Raw genomic sequence first — 24567 nt, forward strand, 5'->3', positions numbered from 1 at the left:
TGTTAAATGCCCAATCCCACCGGTGCTTTGGTCTGCACCGGTGGTTGGCCTCCCGTAGGTACGGGCTATCGGGTGCGGGAGGAGATGACCTGTTTGGTCATGGCGCCTGCGCTGCCGAGGTAGCCTGCAGGGTCGCAGAGTTGGGCGATGCGGTCTGCCCCGAGATGCTGGACCAGCTCCGGGTGCTTGAGGAGTTCAGATTCCAGCGTGGTGCGCGTTTCGATGGCGGCTTTGCAGGCGTCGTAGATGACGTGGTGGGCTTCCTGCCGGCCGAGTACCGGGGCGACGGCCATCATGACGGCTTCGGCAACGATCAGCCCGCCGGTGATGGCGGTGTTCTCACGCATCCGGTCGACATCCACCTCGAGGCCGGAGAGCATGAATTCTGCCTGGGCGAGCGAGCTGGACAGCAGCAGGAAAGATTCCGGAATGGTGGCCCATTCCAGGTGCCAGGGGCCCGTGGCGCGTTCGAAGTCCTGCACCATGGCGTCGAGCATCGTGGAGGACTTGTCCCTGAGCATTTTGGCCGCCGCGAGCATCAGTTCGCAGGAAATCGGATTGCGCTTCTGCGGCATGGTGGAGCTGGCGCCGCGGCCCATGACGAACGGCTCGGCCGTTTCACCGTACTCGGAGGAGCACATCAGCATGACGTCCAGGGCGATCTTGCCGAGGGAGCCGCCGATGTTGGCCAGCAGGGACACCAGTTCGGCCAGGCCGTCCCGGGCAACATGCCAGGTGATGTCGGGGTCCGTCAGTCCGAGCTCCGCTGCCAGGGCGGCGCGTGTTTCCAGGCCTTCGGGTCCTTCGCCGAGGGAGGCGAGCGTGCCAGCCGCGCCGCCGAACTGGACCATGAGGTCGCGCTCGGCTGCCTGGGCGAGCCGGTCGGCCTGCCGGTCCAGAGAGGAAAGCCAGACGGCGCAGCGGTAGCCGAAGGTCACCGGCAGGGCGTGCTGCAGGTGGGTGCGGCCGGCGGCGAGGGTGTTCACGTGGGTTTCGGCGAGCCGCGCCAAGGCAGCCCGGACGCCGTTGAGCTGTTCGGTGAGGAGGGCGACGCCTTCCTTGCACTGGAGCATCGTGGCCGTGTCCATGATGTCCTGGGTGGTGGCGCCCCAGTGGATGTAGCCGCCGTCGTCGCCGCACTGCTCGGAGAGCTGCTGCACGATCGGCAGGATGGGGTAGCCGACGATCTCTGTTTCGCGGCGGAGCCGCTCCTGGTCGAGCCCGGCGAAGTTGGCGGTCTGCGTGATGCGGGCCGCGGCGTCTCCCGGGATGAGGCCAACGCGGGCTTCGGCGCGGGCGAGGGCCGTTTCTGTGTCGATAATGCGGCTGACGTACGCGTCGTCGCTGAACACTTCGCGCATGCGGGCGGTGCCGAACATGTCGCGGAACAGCAGGGAGTCGTAAACGGTGGAGCTCATGGGTGGATCCTTTACTTCGTGGCGGCGGTCGAGAGGCTGGCGGATTCGTGGTTGCCGGCGGCAAATGCGGGGGTGTCAGCCCCGGTGCCGGGCACGGTGGGGGATGCGGCTTCCTTGGCTTCCCGGCGTTCCATTTCGGTGAGGAAGCCAGCGGGGTCGGCCAGTGCGCGCCGGACCTTGGGGACGTCCATTTCCTTGGTCATCTTGGAGACGACTATGGTGGCCACGACGTTGCCGAAGGTGTTGCAGAAGGCGGTGGCGATGGACATGAACCGGTAGACGCCGAAGAGGATCGCGACGCCTTCCAGCGGCAAGTAGCCGGTGGCTGCGACGGTCGACGCGAAGACGACGTAGGTGCCGCCGGAGACGGTGGCTGCGCCCTTGGACGTCAGCAGCATGATGGCCATCAGGCCCAGCTGTTCGCCCAGTCCCATGTGAACGCCAAATGCGTTGGCCAGGAAGATGGTGCAGATGGACATGTACAGGGACGTGCCGTCCAGGTTGAAGGCGTAGCCGGTGGGGACCACCAGCCCCACGCTCTGCTTGGAGCAGCCCATGGCGGTGAGTTTCTTCAGCAGCCCGGGCAGCGCCGATTCGGAGGAGGCCGTGCCGAGCACGAGGGACATCTCGACCTTGACGAAGCGCAGGATCCGGAAGACGTTGAACCCGGCTAGCAGGCAGACCAGGCCGAGGATGACGGTGATGAACAGCGCGACGACGGCCCAGTATTCGAGCACGAGCTGGGCCAGGGCCAGCAGCATGGCGCTGCCGTTGGTGCCGACCGAGTAGGCGATGGCTCCGAACGCTCCGATTGGGGCGAGCTTCATGATTACGTTGATGAAGCCGAAGAACGCCTCGGAGACGGTGTCCAGGCCGCCCTGGATCTTGCCGAGAACGGCAGGTTTGAGGGTAAGCAGGCCCGCTCCGAAGATGACGGCAAGGATGACCACCTGCAGCAGCTGGCCGGACGTGAACGCGCCAAAGAAGTTGTCCGGGAAAATGCCGGTGAGGAAGCCGGCGAAGGAGTGGTCGCCGTCGGTGGCCGGAGGCTTGCCGCTGTTCGCGGTGAGGGCGCCGGCGCCCTCACCGACATGCAGCAGGTTCGCGGCGAGCAGTCCCAGGCCAAGGGCGAGCGTGGACACCACCTCGAAGTAGATGAGGGCGGAGAACCCGATCCGGCTGGCCTGCTTGAGGTTTCCGGCAGAGAGAATGCCCAACACCACAGTCAGGAAGACCAATGGCGCGATGCCCGCCTTGATCAGTGCCAGGAACAGGTCCCCGACGATCTTGAGCTGGGCCGAGAACTGCGGGAACGCGAAGCCCACCACGATTCCCAGGGCCATGGCAATCATGACCTGCGTACCCAGGCTTCGGTACCAGGCTTTCTTTGGTCGGGGAGCTGCTGCTTCCAGGAGCTGTTCTTGCGACTTCATTGACGCCTCACTTGTCTAGACACACTTTCTGTCTAGACAAATGTGAGGCATGTCATGGGGTTATGTCAAGACCGGTTTTGCAGCAGCCGCCCAAAGGGCTGCTCAGCCGCGCTCGAGAACTGATTCATAGACGAAGCGGGCAGCAGGGTGCGTGCTGATCGCGACGGCAAGAATCCCGCCGGCGGCATCCATATAGCACCTCGACAGCCGAAGGGCCACCGAGCCCGGTATTTCGCCCAACGCCCTGGCGGCTTCCTCATCCAGTGCGGTCGCCTTGATCTGCTGCAGGACACGGGTGACTTGGCGGCCAGTGTGTTCGGCAACCAGGTCGGCGACGAGCCGGTCACTGTCCTTGAGTTCCTCCAGAATGAGGGGTGCATCCGCGGGAGAAATGTAGACCTTTGCCCAGGAGGCCGGCGGGCCACCGTCTGACGGATCCCGTCGGGTGGATGTGATAACCGTCCGCCTCGTACCTTCGTGCACCCCCAGCTCATCAGCTAAGTGGCTATCAACGGCCACCTCTTCGATCGAAAGGATGGTGCGCTCAGCAGTCCGTCCATACTGCGCCAATTCCTCGATAGAGGAGAGCTTTGTGTGGAATTCCTGCACCGGCTGGAGCCTGACCACCCGGGTACCCTGGCCCTTGCGCCTGGCAATCAGCCCGGAATCCTCGAGTTGACGGAGTGCCGCGCGGAGCGTTTCCCGGGACACACTATATTCGGATGCAAGTTCCGGCTCCGATGCAAGGAAGGCGCCCACCTCCCACTGCCCTTTGGCGATCCGGGCCTGTAGATCCTCAGCGATCGTTACGTACCTGGCAGCCACGGCAACCCATCCCTTCCAAGTTCAACAATTCCTTGAACAAGTCTAGACAGGCTGAATGTCGTGCACCCCCATTACGCCGAGGTTGGCACAAAGCCATTGAAACAGTACCTTGGGGCACTTCGAAGAAGTCCAAAGGTTCATCTTCGATACCCTCACTAAGGCCGATAAAAGCGGTTCCAGGAGACCAGCCATGCTCGGTGCCATGCTCGGTGCCATGGTGCAGGACTTCGAACGCGCCTCCGGCCCCTGGCATCTGGAATGGGCAACCATCCCCGAGTCGTTCCTGCTGCTCTCCAGCTCCCTCGCCCGGGCAGAATTCATGCTCTCCGGTCTCGAGGTGAACGTCGAGCAGATGCGCGAGAACACCGCCATCACCGGCGGACTGATCGTGGCCGAAGCCGTCATGATGGGCGTTGCCCCGGTTCTGGGGCGCCAGGAAGCCCACTACGTCATCTACGACGCCCTGCAAAACCGCCATCGAAACCCACACCACACTTGAATCAGAGCTCCTTGCATACCCCGAACTCGGCCAGCACCTCGGAGCAGGCAGTATCGGGCAGTTCTGCGACCCCGCCGGCTACCTCGGCAGCGCCGGCGCCATGACCAAACAGGATATTTCCGCCCGCACCCGGTAACCCGTACACCCTAAGGCGGGCGCACCCACGCACCATGAGTGCAAGGGCGAGCCTGGCGTTGACCCACCGACGACAACCATACGAAATTTGCGCCTTACCGCTATGCCGGTCACGGCAAGGAATCTGCTCTCGAGGGAGGTGTGCGCACCTGTCCGTGACAGACAACAGGCCTTGCCCACGATCGCGTCCACCACGCGGCCATGTTCTCCGCGCCGCAGTGAAGGCATGTGCTGCCGCCGCAACTCGGGAAAAGCTTTCTTAGGTTACCCACCGATACCGCTTCCAGGTAGCTCCCCGGCGGCTCCCAACTCCAATCCGTGGATAACCAGATTGAACCCCAGCATGGCTGGATTGGAGCATGGTTCCGGGCTGTGGCAGTAAAAGGGTGCCGGATGGCGGCGGTTCTATCAATCCGGTGCGGCGACCTAAGATCGCCGCACCGGTGGGCTGCTTTAGGACCGCGTGCCTGCTTGGAGAGCACCCCGTCGCTTTACTGCCAAGGCCAAGGTGAAACCGGCGGCCACAAGGGCTACTACGACGGGTATAAGAGTCGCCGAATTCATGCTGCTGACCGAATAGACCATCGCCCCCTCGGGTCCCACTGACGCGGTCGAAGCCATAACCGTAAAGAATGCAACAGGAAGAATCGCACTCATCAGGAAGCCGGCGAGCGAGACCACCGCGGACACTGTCGCCTGCCTCTCCGGTTCAACGACGAGAATGACCATATTATAGGCGGCTGCATATGAAGCGGCTGTAAGGCCTCCGGCCAGGAATGCTGCCACGCCGAAAAGGATCGGGTTTTGGAGACCCAGCAACGACACCCCGAAGGTCACCGCCAATAAGATCATGGCGACAGCTCCAACGACGGGAACCGGGACCTTGCTCAATGCGCGCCCTATGACGAAACCGGAGACAAAAGTTCCCAGCGAGAAGAGGGTAGCGATCATGCCTTCGCCGTCTGGGGTTAGACCTAGCCCCCAACCCAAGTCCCCGCCTGGCGCAAGAGAAACGATGGGCATAAGAACGTAGAACCACGTGGACAGGCCAATGCCGATGCCCGCGATCAGCAAGGCAACGAGCAGTGGGAAGGTGGCAACCTCGCGGAGGTTGATGAGCGGGTCTTTGACCCGCAGTGCCTGCACGACCCACACGGCCAGGAGCAGCGTCCCGAGACCAATGGAGGCCACCGTCAGGAGGGAGCCCCAGCCCCATGTCGGGCCGAGGCTGACACCCAGCAAGACACCCGCCAGTCCTGCTCCAAGCAGCGCCGCGCCAAGAAAGTCTATCTGGCCGTGTCCCGTGCGCTCCTTGGATTCGGGGACGAACAGACGCACGACGACAATAAGAACGGCGGCAACGATGGCCGGCACCCAAAAAGTGGCGCGGAAGCCGAAGTTGGTTATGACAGGTACGACCAGCACCGTGGCGATGACGGACAAGATTCCGGAACCACTGGCGGCGATGGAGACAGCGAAAGGGACTGTTCTAGTAGGGAAGACGTCCCTGATGATCGCAGGGGTCAAAAAGGGTATGGACAACGCGGTGCCTTGCAGGACACGGCCGCCGATGAGAATGCCGAAGTTGGGCGCTGCCGCGCTGACGAGGAGACCGATAACTACTGTGGTCATGACAGCAAGCAGGACGGTGCGGTGTCCGAAGCGGTCCGCCAGCTTGCCGATAATCGCGGCGGTGACGGCGGCAGTGAGCGAGTACGCCGTCTGAAGCCATGCCAGTTGTGTCGTCTGGAATGCTTCCCCGATTTGGGGCAAGGCGATAAGGGGGTAGGCGAAAGCCAGGAAGCCCAGCTCGGCAGTGAACACCAGTAGGGCGACTACAGAGATGAGCCTGGGGCTCCACCCTCCGTCACGAAATGCATGCGCTTGATTCTGCTCGGAGTAAGGGAGTTCAACCTGGGCTGTTCTCCCGGGTGCCGCCAAGCTGTTGTGGTTTGTTTGTGGTTCCGACGTCATCGTCGTTGCGCCTCCTTGCGCTTATGGGGCCGCTGTGTGGCTGACCGGTGATCCCACCCCTGTCCAGCGGCATGAAAGAAGCCGTGTGACACGGGTCAGTGTTCCTAAGTGGCCTCGCGGAGGGAAGCAGCAAAAGTCAACCCAGCGAGAAATGCGGACGATGCTGAAATGCTAGACCGAGAGAAACGTGCCCTCTTCGGCCGCCTTCCAGAGCATCCAACCGATGATTTGCCAACCGATAGGTTGCCATAGTGGCACTATGGCATAGATCACGTCAAGAGTCCGATCCGGCTTGCCGGGACGGTCCCAGCCTCGGGCGGCGCTGACCCCTGCGCGGGGAAGCTACCTGGCCTTTGGATCCAGCCCGAGGAGTAACTCCAGAAGTCGCACCATTTGCCTGCGGAATTCGGGGCTGCTGCCATCCTCTCCCGTGAGGACCAGACTAAGTTGCGGAAGGATTTGGGGGGCGATCAAGGCAAGCGAAACGAGCAGTGTCGCGTATCGGGGATCAATCCTGACATCGAGCCTGCCGTCCTTTTGGAGGCGCTCGATATCGCGCTGCAAAACGCTAAAGCCTTCACCGCGTTCTCGCGCGAACGGAATGTCACCCCCGCCGTACTGCAGGCCCTCCCAGCCCAGCATCCGGACCCATTCTTGGGCGTACTCAAACTCTGGAGTTGCCTCCAGGATCTCCTCAATCCCGGCGTCCGGGGCCGAGAGGGTCCTCTTGAGCATGGTTTCTAGCACGGCGTCATACAGGCCACGTTTGCTGCCAAAGTAGTGATAAATGAGCTGCTTGTTCAAACCCGACTGCTTGGCGATAGCGCTGATATTCGCGCCCTCATAGCCGACAGCGGCAAATTCTTTGAGTCCTGCCCAAAGGATGCGCTCCCGGTTTTCTGGATTTTGAAGTCGGATGGATCGCTCACTTCGGCCCGTCGTGCTCACCGCGTCCCTTTCTCTCTCACTGCCCAAGACATCCCTCACCCATGATCCCGATGCACCCCGACCTGCCGGGTCACATCAGGATAGCCCGCCCACTCAGGGCCCATCCGCCTCCGCGACCATTCCTCTTGACAGGAGCTGTGCGGTGCTTCAGAATTTGGTAACCGATCGTTTGCCAACCGATCGTTTACATGAATGATTCCACCGTCTTGAATAAGATTCCACTGCCTAAACATGGAGCAACAGTTAACAAGCTGCTCCAGGGAAAGTAGGACTGATGTCCGTCGATTTCGCCCACGATGATGTGGTGAAAGCACTTAGTGAAGACCGCGAATTTCGCCTCGCGAGCCGAAACTGGACTGCCATGGTTCGGATAAACCGGGGAGCACGCAAGGACGATCTCGTCCTCATCAAGGGCCAGGTTGCCTCTTTCGGCCCGGCCACTGACGACACCGCGCACGTTACGCTGAGCGGCCCCGAAGAAGGCTGGGAGCGTCTGCTCCACGGTGACCCGACGCTGCAGTTTGCGTTCATGACAGGCGAAGGAGGCTTCAGCCTGGAGGGCGACCTCGTGCAGCACCTCGCCCCATATGGAGCGGCAATCCGCCGGTTCCTCAAGATCCTGGCCCGGGTCCATGGCTACCTTCCGGAAAATGCGCACATAAGCCAAGACCCGTTCCAGGACACTGATGTAGCCGTAGGTCGTTACGTCTACTATGACGTCGACGGCATACGATACCGCGTCTACTACGAGGAAGCTGGCGAAGGCATTCCCCTTCTGCTCCAGCACACGGCAGGAGCAGACAACCGGCAATGGCGGCACTTCCTTGCTGATCCCGAACTGCAGAAGACCTACCGCATGATCGCCTACGATCTGCCGTACCACGGCAAGTCACTTCCACCACTGGGTGGGACCCCGTGGTGGGAAGCAGAATACGCACCATCCAAGGAGGACCTGCTCAAGCGCATCGTAGGATTCAAGCAGGCTCTTGGCCTGGACCGCCCCCTTTTCATGGGTGTGTCTGTCGGAGGACAGCTTGCACCTGACATTCTCGCTCACTACCCCGAGCACTTCCGGGGTGCGGTATCAATCAACGGCTGGTATCACCCCGACGCCATGGCCGGTTTCTCTAACGAACCCTTCCATCACCCGCAGATTTCGTCGGAGTACTGGGCAGGTCTGATGTACGAGGCGACATCGCCTCTCGCAGCCGAACAGTTACGGCGAGAGTCGGCCTGGATCTACGCCTCAAACGGACCCGCAGTCTACAAGGGCGACAACGAATACTACGCTCACGGGCATGATCTGCGTGTTGACGGGCATCTCATCAATACGGCTAACACCCCTTTGTACGCCGTTGCGGGGGAATTCGACCCCGCTGCACATGCGCCCGGCGGCTCACCAGAGATTGCAAAGAACATCCCCGGGGCGAAGTATCAAGAGCTTAAAGGTCTTAGCCACTTCGCTATGTCGGATGACCCCGTCCGCTTCCATGCTGCAATCAAACCCATCCTTGCCGATGTTGTCGCCCAATCGGAGGCGAACTCAGCGGCGACGGCACCTGCCTGAAAATACCGGCAAACGCCCAACCCGAAAGAACCCTCCAAAGCCGTCTTTCAGTAACGCTGCAGCATAGAACGAGCCGGGATACCAAGCGCCCCAGACGGAAAGCTGCCAGCTAAAAAAAGCGTCCTGCAAATGGCGGACGTTACAGCCAGGGGCCGGACCGGAGATGGCGTTCTCAACTTATGGAAACGATAGGAGTTATCAAGATGGCGATTTGGCGGCATGCGACCGGGGCGACCTCGGTCATCGTCGGCGAGGGTGCACTGGACGAGCTACCCGGAGAACTGACAGCAAGGAATTTCAAACGCATCTTCCTGCTCTCCAGCCCATCAGCCGGGGTTGGACAAGGGATGGCCTTGGTCAAGAATGCTCTCAAAGGCGTAGACGTGCTCGGAAGTTTCACCAACGTCCGGCCCCACCTACCAGAAGCAGACATCGCGACGATCGCCGAGCGGTTGCATGATACGGCGCCCGATGTCATCGTCGCCGTCGGAGGGGCAAGCGTCGGCGACGCAGCTAAGGCGGCTGCCTTGTTGTTAGCCAAGGGAAAGCTCGGTTTCGATCTGTCTGCCATGGTTCCAGGCACAGCTCCGCTCCCGGGTCTCCTCCCGATTCTAAGCGTTCCCACCACACTCGCTGGTGCTGAGTTCGTGCCGGGTGGGGCCTACACGAGCGGCACACACAAGGGCTTCTTCGTGGCCCCGGGCCTGGCCCACAGCCTAGCCATCTACGATCCCCGAGCGTTCCGCGACGTACCAGCCGATATCCTTCTCAGCACCGGGATGAATGGACTCGCGCACAGCCTCGAAACCTCTTATTCCAAAGGATCCACCCCATACGTGCGCGCCCTTGCATCGGCTTCCGCAACAAACTTCGCACGCTACCTTCCTGCACGCGCAGCAGGTGACACCACCTCACAGGTGCTCACCGGACTCGCCGATGCCGCGGTCCTCGGGATCCTTGCCTACGTGCAAGGTGGAGCGGGGGTACACCACGCAATTTGCCACGCACTCGGCGGTTTGCTGGGCCTTTCACATGGCGCAGCGAATGCCGTCATGCTTCCGTACGTCCTTGCCGCCAACGAACCCTATTCGCGGGAGGTCCAGGCGGAGCTTGCATCCGTCATGGGCAAGGAAATGAAGCGCTACGACGTGGAAATTGGCGGTACCCTTGCCGACCATGTCCGCGCCCTCCAAATCCTCATCAGCCAGCCCTCAACCCTGTCGGAACTTGGTGTCAACCATGAGGATCTTCAACAGGTCGCGGACCACATTATTCAGCACGAGCCCGGGCTGGGAGGCAACCCCCGTCCCGTCGACGTGGAACTGCTAATGCAGATCCTCCGAGCAGCATGGCAGGGCGACCTGGCTCTGACGGGAGTTTGAAGCCCCGAGGGCTCGCCAATCCTCCGGCAGCCCCCAGATACAGAAACTAACTCTCGAAGGGAGTACGAATGAGCATCATCGATGATGCAACCATCACTAAAGATCAACTGAACAGCCTCCGGCAGGAGCTTCGTAGCACCCGAAAGAAAGCACTCACCTGGCTGACAGATCGTATAGGCGACGATGGCCGGCCAGAGGGAGCCGAACTGGGCAACGCCTGGTGGCGAGCACCCTGGGCACTGGTCGTTGGCGGAGCCCCCGACGTGGCTGCGGCGATGCTTGGGTGGATCGAACGCGAAGCTCTGACAGACGAAGCAGACCTCAGGCCCGGCCCCTTCGGCGGAGACGGCCCCGGCACACCCGTCTACCATCTTTCCCCCTTAGCAATTGCCTCCTGGCTCCTCGGCCGTTACAGCACGGCCAACGCTGTCATGGACCGGCTCGAACACTGGACCGACCAGAACACCGGCGGCGCTTACGAAAACCAGGACTTCGCAGCCAACCCCATCCAGGACACCCTCAAGACCTGCCAACTCGGCGTCAGTGCCCTGGTCACCGGACGCACCCAAGTATCCGAGGGCGTCTATCGCTGGCTGCAGGCAAGCTGGAGCGGACAACCGGACCTGCCCAACAAGCTTTACACCTCCATGGCAAACGGATCCGTGGTCACCTCCTTCAGCGACACGGAGAAGCTCATGAGGGTCGTAGACTTCCGCAAGCCACGACAGCTCTATTACCACCCGGGCATCGCAGGCGCCTTTCTAGCCGGACATGCACAGCAGACCGGCAACCGCGAAGCCCTTGCTCTCGGAAACGACTACCTCGCACTAAACAAAGTCGGCACCAGCGAACAGTTCTACGACCGCCCCAGCAGCCAGATCTGCAAATTCGGATGGGGCGCCGCAGCCATGCACGTCGCGGCGCCTGAAACCAACCAACTGCCATGGGTTACCAAAATGGGCGAGTGGTTCATCGATCGGCAGTTTCCAGAAGGCTACTGGGCTCCCTCCCCATTTCTGTCCCCTCATGAACCCGGTCTGCTCGACCACTTCTGGAAGACCTCCGAACACATCATGGAGGTCTCGTACATCGAACAAGCCATCGCCGCCAGCCTGTAAGGCTGCACCCGCCGGCCGTACCGCCGACAACCAACATCTCTGTCGGTGCTCGCCCTACCAAACCTTAGCTCGGTGCGACGGGCCGTCTCACCGGATCACAACGTGGACGTTATAGCTCCACCAGTTCACTGACCACTTGGAGGATTTTCCGATGACAGTCATATCAGCACTCCCTCCGTCTACGCCCACGTCACAGCCAGTATCACCCCAGCGCGAAGCAGCGTTGGTCTCCTCAATACCCACCGGCCTGCTGATCAATGGTGAGTGGGTGGAGGCGTCTGACGGCGGTACGTTCGATGTGCATGATCCCGCCACCGGGGAGGTGCTCGCCACCCTCGCCTCGGCAACGAGCGAGGACGCCATCGCTGCGCTGGATGCGGCCGACGCTGCCCAGGCGTCCTGGGGACGGACTGCGCCGCGGGTGCGGGCGGAGATCCTGCGCCGTGCCTTTGATCTGGTCACCGAACGGGCCGAGGATTTCGCGCTGCTGATGACCCTGGAAATGGGCAAGCCCCTGGCCGAGGCCCGCGGCGAGGTCACCTACGGTGCTGAGTTCCTGCGGTGGTTCTCCGAGGAAACCGTGCGTGACTACGGTCGGTACCTCACCGCCCCGGAGGGCAAGAACAAGATCCTGGTCCAGCACAAACCGGTGGGCCCGTGCCTGCTGATCACGCCGTGGAACTTTCCTCTCGCGATGGCTACCCGCAAGGTCGCCCCCGCCATCGCGGCGGGGTGCACCGCGGTGCTTAAACCCGCGAACCTCACACCCCTGACGGCACAACTGTTCGCCCAAACCATGATGGAGGCGGGGCTGCCGGCGGGTGTCCTGAACGTCGTTTCGACACAAAATGCTGCAGAAATCTCCGGGCCGTTATTAAGGGACTCCCGCCTGCGCAAGGTCTCCTTCACCGGATCCACCCCCGTGGGCAAACGGCTGATGGCCGACGCGGCTCAGAACGTGCTGCGTACCTCGATGGAGCTCGGCGGGAACGCACCGTTTATCGTGTTCGAGGACGCCGACCTCGATGCCGCCGTCGAAGGTGCCATGGCCGCCAAGATGCGGAACATGGGCGAGGCCTGCACCGCCGCCAACCGGTTCCTGGTCCACGAATCCGTCGCCCAGGAGTTCACCCGCAAGTTCGCCGCGGCCATGGGCGCCCTCACCACCGGCCGCGGCACCGAACCCGAAACCCAGGTAGGCCCCCTGATCGACGCCGGCGCCCGCGACGACGTCCACGCTTTAGTGAGCGCCGCCGTCGACGCCGGCGCGGTCGCAGTGACAGGCGGTGCACCCGTCGAAGGAGCCGGATACTTCTACCAGCCCACCGTGCTCGCCAACGTCCCCAACACCGCAGCGATCCTGGGCCAGGAGATTTTCGGGCCCGTCGCACCCGTCACCACCTTCACCAACGAAGAGCAGGCCATCCGGCTGGCCAACTCTTCCGAGTACGGCTTGGCGTCCTACCTCTACAGCCGCAACTTCAACCGCCTCCTCCGCGTCGCCGAACAGATCGAATTCGGCATGGTCGGCTTCAACGCCGGCGTCATCTCCAACGCCGCAGCACCCTTTGGCGGCGTCAAGCAGTCCGGGCTCGGACGCGAGGGCGGCACCGAAGGCATCGCCGAATACACCACCATCCAATACATCGGCATCGCAGACCCCTATGCCAGCTAGACGTACCTGCGAGCGGAGTAATTCCCAGTCTGGGAGGAAACTTACTCAGGGAACTTCCCACAGCTGACCCGACTTCCGCTCATGCGAATTATCGATCAGATGCCGAATGCCCGTTTTGTCATGACGACCCGCCTCCAAATGGATAGGAAAATGTCGTGACCCATGGCAGCCCGCTTATTCTGCCGCCGACTTCGGAAATCTGTCAGACGGAAGGCCCAACTGCGGCTGCCAGGGCTTTCCACCCACCGGAGGTCCTGCTGGATGAGTCGCTGGGTTAGTAATTAGCCCAAGAACAGCTCTTTAGGACCCCACAACCACCCTCGATCCATAGAAACAAGCATCATGAACAAAGAAGCGAACATCCCTGGACCAGAACAGATAGCACCGCCTGTGCCATTCGACGTTGAACTGGCCAAAGTCCTGGCCCCACTTGGAGAGCTAGCCCCCGCCTCGATAACGCCTGAGGTGTTTCACGCGATGCGCGCACACGCTATCCCGGGCCCCACCAACAAAGACCTTGAGCGTGAAGGGAGATTCAGCGTGCAGAACCTTACGATCGCCGCAACCGACCAATCCCCTGAACTCTCTGTCCTCATATGCCGACCGGCCTCCGCCGCAGGTCCGCTTCCTGCGGTGTACTTCGTTCACGGCGGCGGAATGATTCTCGGCACCAATCGGGACGGAATCCAAGAAATGCTCGACTGGGCCGAGGAGCTGGAGCTCGTTGTCGTTTCCGTTGAGTATCGCCTCGCGCCGGAGCATCCGTACCCCGCCGGTGTGAATGACTGCTACTCCGGCCTTGTTTGGACTGCCGAAAATGCTACCGCTCTGGGCATCGATTCCGATCGAATTATCATCGCCGGCGCAAGTGGGGGTGGTGGACTCGCCGCGTCCATCGCCCTGATGGCGCGCGATCGTGGAGGCCCGACAATCCTGGGGCAGGTGCTGATCTGTCCCATGCTCGATGACCGGAATAACTCAGCCTCTGCCATCCAGATGACTGGTATCGGCATGTGGGATCGCGTCAGCAACAACACTGCCTGGAGCTTCGTGCTCGGAGACGACCATGGGAAACCCGGGGTTTCCCCTTATGCCGCGGCTGCCCGCGCATCTGACTTGTCACAACTTCCTCCCGCCTTTATTGACGTGGGATCGGCGGAAACGTTCCGTGAAGAGGACATCGAGTACGCGCGCCGCATTTGGGCAGCAGGCGGCGAAGCGGAGCTGCACGTATGGCAGGGAGGATTCCACGGCTACGCACTGTTCGCGCCGCAGATCGACGTCAGCAAGGAGACGCTCCAGACGCGTGTGAGGTGGCTCCGCCGGCTCCTACGCCAACGCGCTTCGGTCACAGCGAAGTGAGAGTTTCCTTTTAGTCATTCCATCGAGGCCAGTCAAGGCATTTCGAAATCAAAAGACGGTTAGGCCAGAAAAATACAACCGGGGACTCGTAGACTTTAAGCGGCTCATCGCATTTGAGGGTGCAGCGGGAGTTGGTGCGTCGGTGGCCGGATAGAGGTCGAGGTCTTCCGATGATGGAAGTTCCTACACTGCCCATCCGGAAGACCTCGACGTGTCCCACGCTACCTTCCTGCCTCCTGACCTGACTACGTTCTGCCGGCTCGATGAGCATGGGCTCGAAGCTGCCGGGCAGCGTCTCGCCTCCTGGCCGTGCGGTGTTGGAATGCCGTGCCGTTGATCCGGATGACTGGTGCCGTTCGTGCGGCGGCCAAGGCGTCGCCCCCGGCACCGTCACACGTCCGCTCGCGCACGAACCGCTGGGATGGCGGCCGACCACGCTGCTGGTGAGGGTCTGCCGCTACAAGTGCACCGGGTGCGGTCGGGTGTGGCGACAGGACATCTCCAAAGCAGCGCAGCCCGGGCGAAGATCTCCCGCCGCGGGCTGCGCTGGGCGCTGGAGGGCATTGTGTGCCAGCACCTCACCGTCGCCCGCGTCGCCGAAGGCCTGGGCGTGTCTTGGCATACCGCGAACAGCGCGATCCTTGCCGAAGGCAAGCGGGTGTTGATCGAGGACCCGGCCCGGTTTAACGGGGTGGCCGTGATCGGCGTTGATGAACACGTCTGGCGGCACACCCGGCGCGGGGACAAGTACGTCACCGTGATCACCGACCTCACCCCGGTCCGCGACAGGACCGGCCCGGCACGGTTGCTGGACATGGTCGAGGGCCGCTCGAAACAGGTCTTCAAAGCCTGGCTCGCCGAGCGGCCGAAGGCCTGGCGGGACGGGATCGAAGTCGTGGCGATGGATGGGTTCACCGGGTTCAAGACCGCAGCCGCCGAAGAGCTCCCGGACGCGGTCGACGTCATGGACCCTTTCCACGTCGTCCGGCTTGCCGGCGATGCCCTGGACAGGTGCCGTCAACGCGTTCAGCAGCAGACCATTGGGCACCGCGGACGGTCCGGGGACCCGCTCTACGCCGCCCGGCGGACCCTGCACACCGGGCACGATCTGCTCACCGACAACCAGAAGGACAGGCTGGAAACCCTGTTCGCCGCGGACGACCACGCCGAACTCGAAGCGACCTGGGGGATCTACCAGCGCATCATCGCCGCCTACCGCGAACCCAACGGCACCCGAGGCAAACAGCACATGCAAGCACTGATCGGCGCAATCAGCACCGGCGTTCCCGCAGCGCTCACCGAGGTCATCACGCTCGGCCGGACAATGAAACGCCGGGCAGGAGACGTGCTCGCGTACTTCGACCGGCCCGGAACCAGCAATGGTCCCACAGAAGCACTCAATGGCCGGCTCGAACACCTCCGCGGCTCCGCCCTCGGCTTCCGCAACCTTGCCAACTACATCGCCCGGTCACTCCTAGAGACCGGCGGATTCAGACCGCGATTACACCCTCAAATGCGATGAGCCCTTTAAGCTCAGCTACCCGTTGACGTTACATGGTCCCCCTTCCTCGACGACGGGCTGTCCACCTGGCCCACACCCCAACCTGACGTCAGGAGACCGGCCCAAATGCCGTCAGAATAGGGTCGGTTTCCTTCTTTTCTGACAGGGGCTATCGGGCTCTAGAGCTTAACCTGACGTTGTCGTGCGGATGCCGGTGAACGTCGGGGCCTGGGTGTCTGTTTCACTTGGGCTGGCGTTTGATGAATGCCGCCATTCCTGGGACGGTGAAGGCGATGACGCCGTGTTCCGGCGCGTAGACCAGCCCTTTTGCGATCAGATTCGCTCGGATTGGGCCGAAACTTGCTGGCCCGCGTCCCAGGCGGGCTGCGATTTCGCCTGATGAGCTTCCCTTGTCGCCGTCCTCGGCCATGGCTCGGAGGTAGTTTTGCTCGGCTCTGGTGGCCCGGTCCCAGCGGGCCCTGAAGAACCCGCTGTCCAGGGCTGCCCTGCCGTTTGCTGCTCCGACGCGGGCATCGTTGTATGTGATTTTCAGGCCGTGGGCGGCGTTCCAGGTGTCCTGCCCGAATTGCTGCAGGAAGTAGGGGTAGCCGGCGCTTTCAGCGACGATCAGTGCTACGGCGGAGTCCTCCCACTCGACTCCGTCCTCGCTCGCCGGTTTCGTCAGCGCCTCGGAGGCAACGGATCCTCGGAGCTCCTCGATCTTTTCGTAGTTGAACCGTTCTGCATAGGACTTCGCTTCGGCGAGAACCCTGGGCAGACTCGGCAGGCCCGCAAACGCAAAAAGTACCCGCCAGTCATCTTGTGCGGCTGCATGGGCGATCGCGCAGAGAGCCACCAGCTCGGACTGATCGAGGTCTTGGGCTTCGTCGATCAGGATTGCCAGGCCAACGTTCTCCTCCTCTGCTGCCAGGGCCAGGTCGTGGATGAGTTTGCGCAGATCGGTTTCGAGGACGCCGGTATCCGCTCCACCACCTGATGCGCCCGAGAGGTCCAAGCCGAAGTTCCATGTGCCGGCTTGGTCATAGGATGCTTTGAAGCTGACTGCCGTCTTCAGGGCCTTCAGGAGGCGCCGGCCGGCGGAGGGGCGCGCCAGATCGGCAAGAGGCGCGTGGAGGGCTTCCCCCAACGCTTCGCGCAGTGACTTGCCGGTGCCGGCTTCGACTTGGGCGACCATCCAGTCCCGTTCGGCCGCGGACCGGCGGAAGTCCGAAAGAAGAACGGTTTTACCCACTCCCCTCAACCCGTAGAGGACGACCGGTTGGGCCGTTCTGCCTGCTTCGACCCGGTTGATTGCAATCTGCCAATCCCTCCGGGGCTGGTCGCGGCCGACGAGTGCTGCAGGTTTGCGGCCCGCTCCGGGGGAATAGGGATTCAGTACAGGGTCCACGCCCGCCTCATCTCTACGAATTTTTACTAAAATATAGGCAAGTCTAGCAAAACAGTAGATGTCGGTAGACATTGCTAGTATTCGGCAGGCACTTCGCTGCCTGATACAGCCAACCGCCCAGGAGGAACGCATGGCACGGGGCCGGTATCCGGAACCCGATGACCGTCTCCTTGGGCCGGGACTGGCAGGATGGTGCTGTGACGGAACACGCGGAGAACGGGTCGAGGCTGCTGAGGGTAAGAGTGTCGATCGTGGGCAGCGAGCCGGAGATCTGGCGGGTCCTTGAAGTCGATTCGTCCCTGACGCTGGACAGGATCCATGACGTCCTTCAGACGGCCCTGGGCTGGCGAGACGCTCATCTTCACTCGTTCACCGACACCGACCCCTATGTTCGCCTGCGTGCCGTGAATGGCCACGTGCGTGAACCCCGGCGCTGGGTGTCCGAAGACCTCCTGGAAGACAACGAAGGTGACCTGCCAGAGACCGCCTGGGCCTTGGGCAAGGTCCTCACCTCCGAGTCTGGCCCCCTGTTCTACGAATATGACTTCGGAGACTCGTGGCTGCACCGCCTCGAGCTTATCGACAGCATCCCCATGCCAGCCGACGTCCCGAGGGCGCGGCTGCTGGACGGGGCGCGGCGGGCGCCGTTGGAGGATTCCGGTGGGATCGGCGGCTACTACGATATGCTCGACGCCCTCGCTGACCCCGCCCACGAGGATCACGACGAGCTAAAGGAGTGGGTTGCGTGGACGGTCGGGCCATGGCAGGCCTTTGATCCCGAACACCTGGACATCGATGCATTGAGCAATGAACTGGCACGGCTGTTCGAAGCTCCCGCACAGGGTCCGGGTCCGGAGACCGAGTCATTGATCCAGGAACTCATTCACCGGATGCCGCCGGGGCTGCGCCGGGAGTTCCGTTCCTATCTGGACTCCGTCGGCCTCGACGCGCCCGGGTCGGTGGAAGATGATGTGGCCGGAGCAATGACAGCCCCCTACCTCTGGCTTGCCGGCCGCATCGGGCAGAACGGACTGTCGCTCACTCCAGCCGGGTGGCTGCCACCAGCCGTGGTCCAGGAGGCAATGACCGAGATCGGCTGGGCTAAGAACTGGATCGGCAAGGCCAACCGCGAGGAGCAGACCCTACCCGTACTTCAACTGCGCGAAAGCGCCCAACGCTTGGGGCTCATCCGCAAAATCAAAGGCAGGCTCCTCCTCACGTCTGCCGGCAAGCGGCTGGTCGATGATCCCGTCGGTCTCTGGATGTTCATCGCCAGAAGCCTGGCGCACCGCCACCGGCATGACTCCGGGCGAGATGCAGTCCTGCTGCTCCTCCTCGAGATCGCCGCAGGAAAACGAGCGGCCTGGGACGACTACCTTGACGCAGTAGCCTTCGGCCTCAGCGCACTCGGATGGAGAAGCCCAGAGGGAGCAGACCTCGACACGAGAACCCTCCATGCGCTCCTCGCCGAGCCCCTGGAAGTACTCCAGAACCTAGGCATCTTCAATGACCACGGAGGACTGGAACCAGACAGCACCACACCGCACGGAAAAGCCTTCGCCCGGGCTGCCCTTCACTCATGAACCTGAACCACCAACTGGAGACCGTAGCTGACGAGGCCATTCTTCCGTTCAGGCAGCGCGTCGACTGTCCGACCGAAGAGATCCATCTGGAGGTCATCGCGCCCGCCGGCCGGAAGCTCCGACCCGTCGCATAACTAACGATGTAGACACCGAGTCATAAAGAAGGTTGTGCGACATAGTAACGAGAACGGCCCGCGGCCGTCCGGCTTGCGATCATCAGCAGGATATTCGTCCAGCAAGGTGACGCGGTTACCAGCTAGGTGAGACGTCTCGTATGGCAAGGGATACGAGACGTCCGATGTAGTAGTTGGGGCGGGCTCTGCGGCGCATCTATTCGGACTGGCTATACGGAGCGAACAGCTCGGCACCCCTCACAGCACTCTTGCGGGTACTGGCAGATCCCAATGATGGACCGGCTTACGGGACGATACGCGGACTGGCCTCTTCCGGGACGGAGCCGTTGCACGTCGATGAGATGCTTTCACCATGGACGTATTCATGGTTTGGCACGTCCGTCATGCGAAATTCTTAGACGGATCGCCAACGGAACAATTTGGCGAGGACGGCGAACTGACCTGGGATGAACAATCGGGCGACGACCCGAAGATCCTGGGGATTTACGCTACAAAGGCGGAAGCCGAAGGCCGTATCGAAAGAGCACGGCAGCAGCCATGCTTCAAAGATAAACCTGACTGCTTCATGATTGACACTTTTACGCTGGGTGCCGACCAATGGACCGAGGGATTCATAACTATCCCCTATGAGTAACGAGGTGACGGACAAAGACCTCCTACCGGCCTTGTCATCGAGTGGGCACTAGCTCCAGCTTTTGCGTTTTCCGATGAAGTAGCCGCACATCATTACGACAATGCCGCTAACGACGATCACGTATGCCCAGATGTTGTTCGATTCGGACCCAAAAGCCAAGATTGTGCCTAGGAGGGCGTTCACTGCCCCCACACAGAGTAGAAAGATTCCAAGCCCTCGAGGCGTCATGCGGCCATCCTAAAGTTCCTCGCGTGAAAACAGAACAACTCGACGATGGGTGGATTAATGTCCGCCGAGCGTTCGGCTGATGACCCCTCTACATCTTGTTAGGCGCCACCGACGGATGTCGGCCGAGACGCCATTCGAGGCCGTCCGCCTCGACGCTGACGACCGTCGTCAGCTACCGGGGCTGAAGGTTACCTCGCCGGTCGACTTCCGGAACATGACCATCTCTCCGTACTGCTTAGCAATTTGGAGGACAGCCGGGTTGCTTTCCAGGGGGAAGCCTTCGCTCCGCACTGTGACTACAACCGTGTCCAGAGCAACGTTGAGCCCGACGGACTGGATTAGGCCTTTGGTCTGCACGAGGTACTCTGCTGCGAGGATGTCCTTCACCTTGTCGAGGGCAGACCAGGACCATTTCGCGGGTTTTGTGAGCACGCGTTGCCGTCCGGGGTCCAGCTTGTTTGCCAGCTCCTCATAGTCTGATGCCGCCGGATGATCAGGCTGCGCAACGCCCACCATGAGGCGCGAGGAATCGGAAGAAAAGTAGCCTCCCGAAAAGACCTCCGGATACACCGCGATGTAGTCGCGGATCTTGTCATTGATGACGTTCAGTTCCGAGCTGGCTTGTCCCTTGAAGGACGGCTCTGTATAGAGCCGGATGCCTGATGCCTCCGCCGAGGTTGCCTGGGTCAGTTGTCCCTGTGCGGATGTGTTCGCTGGGTACGGGTCAGAGCATCCGGTCAGCGACAAACCGACGAGCGCCGCTATCAGGAGCGGAGAAGATTTCCGCATGTCGACGAGACCTCCTTTGCAGCCTTGCAAAATGGATCGGCTCCCGCCAAAATTCAGCGCTTACAACGCAGTATCAAGCCGGCTCAGCTGGTTGTCAACGCAATGAAACGTCGCCCGGAATAGGACGGCTGCCCAGCTAAGAATCTCTTCAGATGAGGAACGTGGCGGCTCAACATGGACTAGACCTCTCCCACTGTCCCAGCCGAGGTTCGGTCTTCGGCAGGTGTCCGGCTGATTTGGCATACGGCGAGTCAGGGAAGCCTCTCAAATCGCAGCCTTGCGCGACGAATACCCGGAATGCTAATTGACGGCCTAACAGTTGGTATCGCCATCCAGCGACGACCGATCCTCAGTCTTTCGGAGCATCAGCTTTGCCGTGGGGAATTCGCCTTTTTCTGGGCGTTCCAGAGGTGCGGCCAGAGATGGCCGCGAAATCTTCTGGGATGATCCGCGAACCGGCTAAGCCACCAATGACCAGAGCGAGTATTACAACGGCTAGGGTAATCCCAACACCGAATGGCTTTTCCTCCCAGTCCCCGGGCGAGCCTACAGCGATCACGCGTGACTCGTTCTCCGGGTCGACGACGACCGGGACAGCAGCTCCTAGAGTCTCATTCGTGATGAATTCACTGTAGGACAGCGTCCGATCATGTCCATCTACTTCGATGATGTAATCGGTTCGAAATCGCCCGCGGTAATCCATTTGAACTAGGACGCCGACCTTCTGTTCCTGTGTCCGGACCAATTCCGCAGCGCGTGCGAAATCGGCGCGCTCCGCGGCCGCGACGAGTAGAGCGACTGCAACCAGCGAAACGATAATCGCGGCGGCCAAGGCACGGCGAACAGGTAAGGGGTGGCTCAGGAGCCACCTTGCCCTCGGGGATGGCGCGCGTCGGCCTCGCGGTCTTGCTTTCATGCTGAGCATCCTACTGTCCGTCTCGGTGCTGTGATCCGACCCCTACAACTTCCGCTTTGGAGTAGACCAAGGAAACTGACTGGGTTGAGGTTGGGCCTGCGGAGGGGCATGAAGGGGTGGATTCGGCGCCCAAGCTGCGAAAGAGCCCCTGATTTTTTCTGCTGCGGTTTTTGTTCTCTGGATAGTACCGAGTATTCATGGTCAGATAGCTTCCTAATAGCGTGGCGCACGTTCAGCGGGGGGATGAGGATTGGCTTCTAAGCAGTCACGACTCGCACTCAGCCGAGCAGCATTCAAGACCACGCAAGCTCTTAACGTGGCTCTGGTTGTCGGAGGCTTGGTCCTGGCCGCGGCCGTTTCCATGAAATTGCCCAGCCGACTTGCGCGCTATGTAGGTCCTGTCGATGGTGACGTCTTACGCGGCCCGGTGATCGTGATTGGCCTCGGTCTCATCACAGCGCTGCTCGCCGCTATTGGCTTTCTGCTGCTGCGGATCGGCCAGAGATGGGGAAGCTGGTTTAGCGCTCTAATCTGGCCCGTCGCGTGGTTTCCTGCCGGCCTCAATATGGGTGCTTATATTGGCGACCCAAAAGCCGGCTTCGCGGTGACCACGACATTTTGTTTGCTCGCGGTTCTACTTGCAGCCGCTACGTTCCTTCTCATGCCGCCATCTCCTGACGGCACGGATGCTCCCGATTGATCAAAGGAACCACATAAGGTTTTTCCAACCGTCAGCATCACCTGCGTGGCACTGTGCCTCGTAGATACTAAATGCATGACCTCAGCGCATCGGCACAAGCTCTCGTTGCAGCCGTCGTTGATGACTATGGAGACTTACACCTCGGAAAGCCGCAGCCGGAGAGTACCCATCCCCTTTCTCGATTTCTTAGTTGACGGTGAAGCTCTTATTGAAAGCATTCTGGGGAATGGCTCAGACCGGCTGCCGACCAGACTTCAGCCAGGGAGCGAGTACTTCAGCCTGGACGAACAAGTCAATCGTCTGCTTGGACTTGATGCTCCGGAGTACGAGGACGGCCGTTCAGCCATGTACATCTGTAAGTGCGGCGATCTGGACTGCTTCGGCATTGGCGCACGCATAAAACGCGAAGCAACGACGATCACGTGGAGCGACTGGGCGTGGAAAGACGGCTTCAAGCTGACTGACCCTATCGAGGAACTCGGCATCTACACCTTCACGCTGTCGGAGTACGAGCAAGTGCTGGGCGATACCGCCGACCTACTCGCTGCCGTCCCAGACTGGGAACCACCGAAGCAGAAGATGCTTTGGCCCTGGCAGTGGGGATGGAGACTACCCAAGGAGGATGACCCGATGGACACGCGGATCCCGAGAATCAGGCTGGCTGTTCGCCGGGTATTCCTTGAGACCGATCCTGCGGGTCTCGGCTTTGGAGGCACTTGGTTTCCCGAATCTGAATACGACACTGAAGTCGACCGGGCCATCGCCTGGATGATCAAAGGCCGGTCCCCGGAGGACGTCGCGGCCCGGACCGTGCGTTATCTGGAGCGGGATTGGGGCGTTCACGTGCAGACCGGCAAACAGGAACAACTTGCCCAAGGAATCGCCAGCGTGGACGTGTCCGATTTCAATACGCGCTGAATTTGACGACCTGCTGCAACCTCGGATTTGGCGCCCTCCCCCTGCGGCCCGCCTGGGCGGACGCTTCTCGATTCGCGCCTGTTTTGTGGTGATCCGACCTCTCCGACTCCGCTTTGGAGTAGACCAAGGAAACTGGCCCGGTTGAGGTTCGTCTAGGGTGCTTGAATCGCCGGCCACGAGCATCGGAACAGGAGATGGACCGTTTTTCGCGGCAGATTCGCCGGCCGCTAAAGTGCCCGTCCCCGCCGGTCCCACTCAGCTCTGCGGGCTTCTTCTTCGTCCCAGAAGGGCCTGTCATTACGGCGTACATAGAGCAGAAATGCGAGGCCGCCCAAAGCGACAAGAATCGTGGCGAGCCAAAGATAGCTGGCCAATTCCCACGGTTTCCCTGCCACCCAAAAGAGGATCAGCACTACCAGCTGAAATAGAGCTGTGGCCGTCCAAGCGACGAATAAGAAGCGAAAGCCGCCGCGGGTCATCCTGGGCTGCAACCTCCTGGGCCCCTTAGCCTCGTTCATGAGCTGAGGCTACAGCCCTTGACTATGCTTGGGAACCTGGTTGTCAGCGTCCCCTTGCCTACGTCCTTGAATTCTTGACGCACGCACCGCAGAGGGTTCTGTTTAGGTGGCAACCGCGCCACCTAGACAGAGGAGGCATCTCGCCTTAGTCGTCGTCCCATTCATCGCGAAGCGACTTGCGTAGTACATCCACTTGCACGGTTAGCGCTCCAAGCAATTCCTCACGACTGAGCCGATTAGTGGTTCGGTAGGACCAGGAAGTGTCACCATCACGGTCCAGAACTTTGAGGAGGATGAAGGCCTCCAGCGCTGTCTCGCCCTGTTCGAGCGGATGCACTTCCAACCCATTGAGTACTTGCTCGACCGGTACTCTTTGCTCTCCTCCAGCAGGAGCTCCTGAATGACTGCCCATGAGGGGGAAGACTACAGGTGGAAAAGGAAGAGCTGCCAATTAGCTCCAAGCAGCCACCTGGCTTTCAAAAGGGTCCGATCTCCCGCATGCCGCTCATGGCACCCGTCGTACCGAAGACAGTCCCCGTCCAGTTACCCTAAGGAAAATGGACTAGACCTACCGACCTGTGCCGTGAAGGGTTGCTTGCAGGACGGCGTGGTGTCCCCTAGTTTTTACAGATCAGTGAAGCGCACAAACGAGGTAACCATGCCAGGTGTATTTATCTTCGGCTTTGTAGGCATTGCGGCGGGCGTCTTCGTTTGGCTGATTTCTGCTCCTCTATCGAGGTTTGCCACCAACAGCCACCTTTACTTACGGCCAGACTCTGACAAGGCGTCATATCAACGCCGGAATATCACGCGCATACGAATAATTGGCTCAATCATGGGCCTAGTCGGCGTCGTTGCCGTTGTGGTCGGGGTGCTCGGAGGACGCTGACCGTGCGAACCCT

20 protein-coding genes and 1 pseudogene are annotated in these 24567 nt (G+C 61.1%); 11 read left to right on the forward strand and 10 right to left on the reverse strand.

Features of this window, described 5'->3' with window-relative positions; translation table 11 throughout:
- Window positions 1–65 precede the first annotated feature (65 nt).
- The 3 genes from ACFVTE_RS16825 to ACFVTE_RS16835 all read right to left on the reverse strand — a co-directional run bounded on the left by ACFVTE_RS16825 (window position 66) and on the right by ACFVTE_RS16835 (window position 3676).
- Window positions 66–1418, reverse strand: a complete 1353-nt coding sequence (locus ACFVTE_RS16825) for an adenylosuccinate lyase family protein (RefSeq protein WP_387102240.1) — start codon at window positions 1416–1418, stop codon at window positions 66–68.
- A gap of 11 nt (window positions 1419–1429) precedes the next feature.
- Window positions 1430–2851 (reverse strand): cation:dicarboxylate symporter family transporter, encoded by a 1422-nt coding sequence (locus ACFVTE_RS16830; protein WP_387102242.1) that lies wholly within the window; start codon window positions 2849–2851, stop codon window positions 1430–1432.
- 102 nt (window positions 2852–2953) lie between these two features.
- The gene (locus ACFVTE_RS16835) at window positions 2954–3676 is read right to left on the reverse strand and encodes a GntR family transcriptional regulator (protein ID WP_387102244.1); all 723 of its coding nucleotides are present in this window, start codon (window positions 3674–3676) and stop codon (window positions 2954–2956) included.
- Between the two features lie 190 nt (window positions 3677–3866).
- On the opposite strand from ACFVTE_RS16835, the gene ACFVTE_RS16840 reads away from it, so the two are divergent.
- Complete coding sequence (locus ACFVTE_RS16840) at window positions 3867–4175, forward strand: hypothetical protein (protein WP_387102246.1); 309 nt, start codon at window positions 3867–3869, stop codon at window positions 4173–4175.
- A gap of 588 nt (window positions 4176–4763) precedes the next feature.
- Here the strand turns inward: ACFVTE_RS16840 and ACFVTE_RS16845 are convergent.
- Together ACFVTE_RS16845 and ACFVTE_RS16850 are read right to left on the reverse strand one after the other, a co-directional pair.
- The gene (locus tag ACFVTE_RS16845) at window positions 4764–6284 is read right to left on the reverse strand and encodes an MFS transporter (protein WP_387102248.1); all 1521 of its coding nucleotides are present in this window, start codon (window positions 6282–6284) and stop codon (window positions 4764–4766) included.
- 342 nt (window positions 6285–6626) lie between these two features.
- Window positions 6627–7232: a TetR/AcrR family transcriptional regulator gene (locus ACFVTE_RS16850; protein WP_387102250.1), complete on the reverse strand. Its 606-nt coding sequence runs from the start codon at window positions 7230–7232 to the stop codon at window positions 6627–6629.
- Window positions 7233–7506: 274 nt separating this feature from the next.
- On the opposite strand from ACFVTE_RS16850, the gene ACFVTE_RS16855 reads away from it, so the two are divergent.
- The 6 genes and pseudogenes from ACFVTE_RS16855 to ACFVTE_RS16880 all read left to right on the forward strand — a co-directional run bounded on the left by ACFVTE_RS16855 (window position 7507) and on the right by ACFVTE_RS16880 (window position 15858).
- Window positions 7507–8799 (forward strand): alpha/beta fold hydrolase, encoded by a 1293-nt coding sequence (locus ACFVTE_RS16855; RefSeq protein WP_387102252.1) that lies wholly within the window; start codon window positions 7507–7509, stop codon window positions 8797–8799.
- A 203-nt stretch (window positions 8800–9002) separates the two neighbouring features.
- Window positions 9003–10181 (forward strand): iron-containing alcohol dehydrogenase family protein, encoded by a 1179-nt coding sequence (locus ACFVTE_RS16860; RefSeq protein ID WP_387102254.1) that lies wholly within the window; start codon window positions 9003–9005, stop codon window positions 10179–10181.
- Window positions 10182–10249: 68 nt separating this feature from the next.
- Window positions 10250–11299, forward strand: coding sequence for a hypothetical protein (locus tag ACFVTE_RS16865; RefSeq protein WP_387102256.1), 1050 nt, complete (start codon window positions 10250–10252; stop codon window positions 11297–11299).
- Window positions 11300–11450: 151 nt separating this feature from the next.
- Window positions 11451–12974: an NAD-dependent succinate-semialdehyde dehydrogenase gene (locus ACFVTE_RS16870; RefSeq protein WP_387102258.1), complete on the forward strand. Its 1524-nt coding sequence runs from the start codon at window positions 11451–11453 to the stop codon at window positions 12972–12974.
- Window positions 12975–13316: 342 nt separating this feature from the next.
- On the forward strand, window positions 13317–14336 hold the full coding sequence (locus ACFVTE_RS16875) for an alpha/beta hydrolase (RefSeq protein ID WP_387102260.1): 1020 nt from the start codon (window positions 13317–13319) through the stop codon (window positions 14334–14336).
- 211 nt (window positions 14337–14547) lie between these two features.
- Window positions 14548–15858, forward strand: a pseudogene (locus ACFVTE_RS16880) (ISL3 family transposase).
- A 220-nt stretch (window positions 15859–16078) separates the two neighbouring features.
- On the opposite strand, the gene ACFVTE_RS16885 reads toward ACFVTE_RS16880, so the two are convergent.
- Window positions 16079–17317: an ATP-binding protein gene (locus ACFVTE_RS16885; RefSeq protein ID WP_387102261.1), complete on the reverse strand. Its 1239-nt coding sequence runs from the start codon at window positions 17315–17317 to the stop codon at window positions 16079–16081.
- A gap of 125 nt (window positions 17318–17442) precedes the next feature.
- Between ACFVTE_RS16885 and ACFVTE_RS16890 the strand changes: the two genes are divergently transcribed.
- Both ACFVTE_RS16890 and ACFVTE_RS16895 read left to right on the forward strand, forming a co-directional pair.
- Entirely contained in the window at window positions 17443–18828 is a 1386-nt protein-coding gene (locus ACFVTE_RS16890) for a plasmid pRiA4b ORF-3 family protein (RefSeq protein WP_387102263.1), read from the forward strand.
- 486 nt (window positions 18829–19314) lie between these two features.
- Window positions 19315–19596, forward strand: coding sequence for a hypothetical protein (locus ACFVTE_RS16895; RefSeq protein WP_387102264.1), 282 nt, complete (start codon window positions 19315–19317; stop codon window positions 19594–19596).
- Window positions 19597–19992: 396 nt separating this feature from the next.
- Here ACFVTE_RS16895 and ACFVTE_RS16900 read toward each other — a convergent pair whose 3' ends face one another.
- Both ACFVTE_RS16900 and ACFVTE_RS16905 read right to left on the reverse strand, forming a co-directional pair.
- Window positions 19993–20613 carry a hypothetical protein gene (locus tag ACFVTE_RS16900; protein WP_387102266.1) on the reverse strand — a complete coding sequence of 207 codons (621 nt, stop codon included), beginning with the start codon at window positions 20611–20613 and terminating at the stop codon, window positions 19993–19995.
- 349 nt (window positions 20614–20962) lie between these two features.
- Window positions 20963–21445 (reverse strand): hypothetical protein, encoded by a 483-nt coding sequence (locus tag ACFVTE_RS16905; protein ID WP_387102268.1) that lies wholly within the window; start codon window positions 21443–21445, stop codon window positions 20963–20965.
- 400 nt (window positions 21446–21845) lie between these two features.
- On the opposite strand from ACFVTE_RS16905, the gene ACFVTE_RS16910 reads away from it, so the two are divergent.
- Entirely contained in the window at window positions 21846–22229 is a 384-nt protein-coding gene (locus tag ACFVTE_RS16910; protein WP_387102270.1) for a hypothetical protein, read from the forward strand.
- A 75-nt stretch (window positions 22230–22304) separates the two neighbouring features.
- Window positions 22305–23147, forward strand: coding sequence for a hypothetical protein (locus ACFVTE_RS16915; RefSeq protein ID WP_387102271.1), 843 nt, complete (start codon window positions 22305–22307; stop codon window positions 23145–23147).
- 227 nt (window positions 23148–23374) lie between these two features.
- Here the strand turns inward: ACFVTE_RS16915 and ACFVTE_RS16920 are convergent, their stop codons facing one another.
- Together ACFVTE_RS16920 and ACFVTE_RS16925 are read right to left on the reverse strand one after the other, a co-directional pair.
- Window positions 23375–23665, reverse strand: coding sequence for a hypothetical protein (locus ACFVTE_RS16920; protein ID WP_387102273.1), 291 nt, complete (start codon window positions 23663–23665; stop codon window positions 23375–23377).
- A 145-nt stretch (window positions 23666–23810) separates the two neighbouring features.
- Window positions 23811–24077: a hypothetical protein gene (locus ACFVTE_RS16925; protein WP_387102274.1), complete on the reverse strand. Its 267-nt coding sequence runs from the start codon at window positions 24075–24077 to the stop codon at window positions 23811–23813.
- Window positions 24078–24567: the final 490 nt, after the last annotated feature.

Origin of the sequence: Arthrobacter sp. NPDC058097, from assembly GCF_042884885.1 — a bacterium.
Taxonomy (GTDB): Bacteria; Actinomycetota; Actinomycetes; order Actinomycetales; family Micrococcaceae; genus Arthrobacter.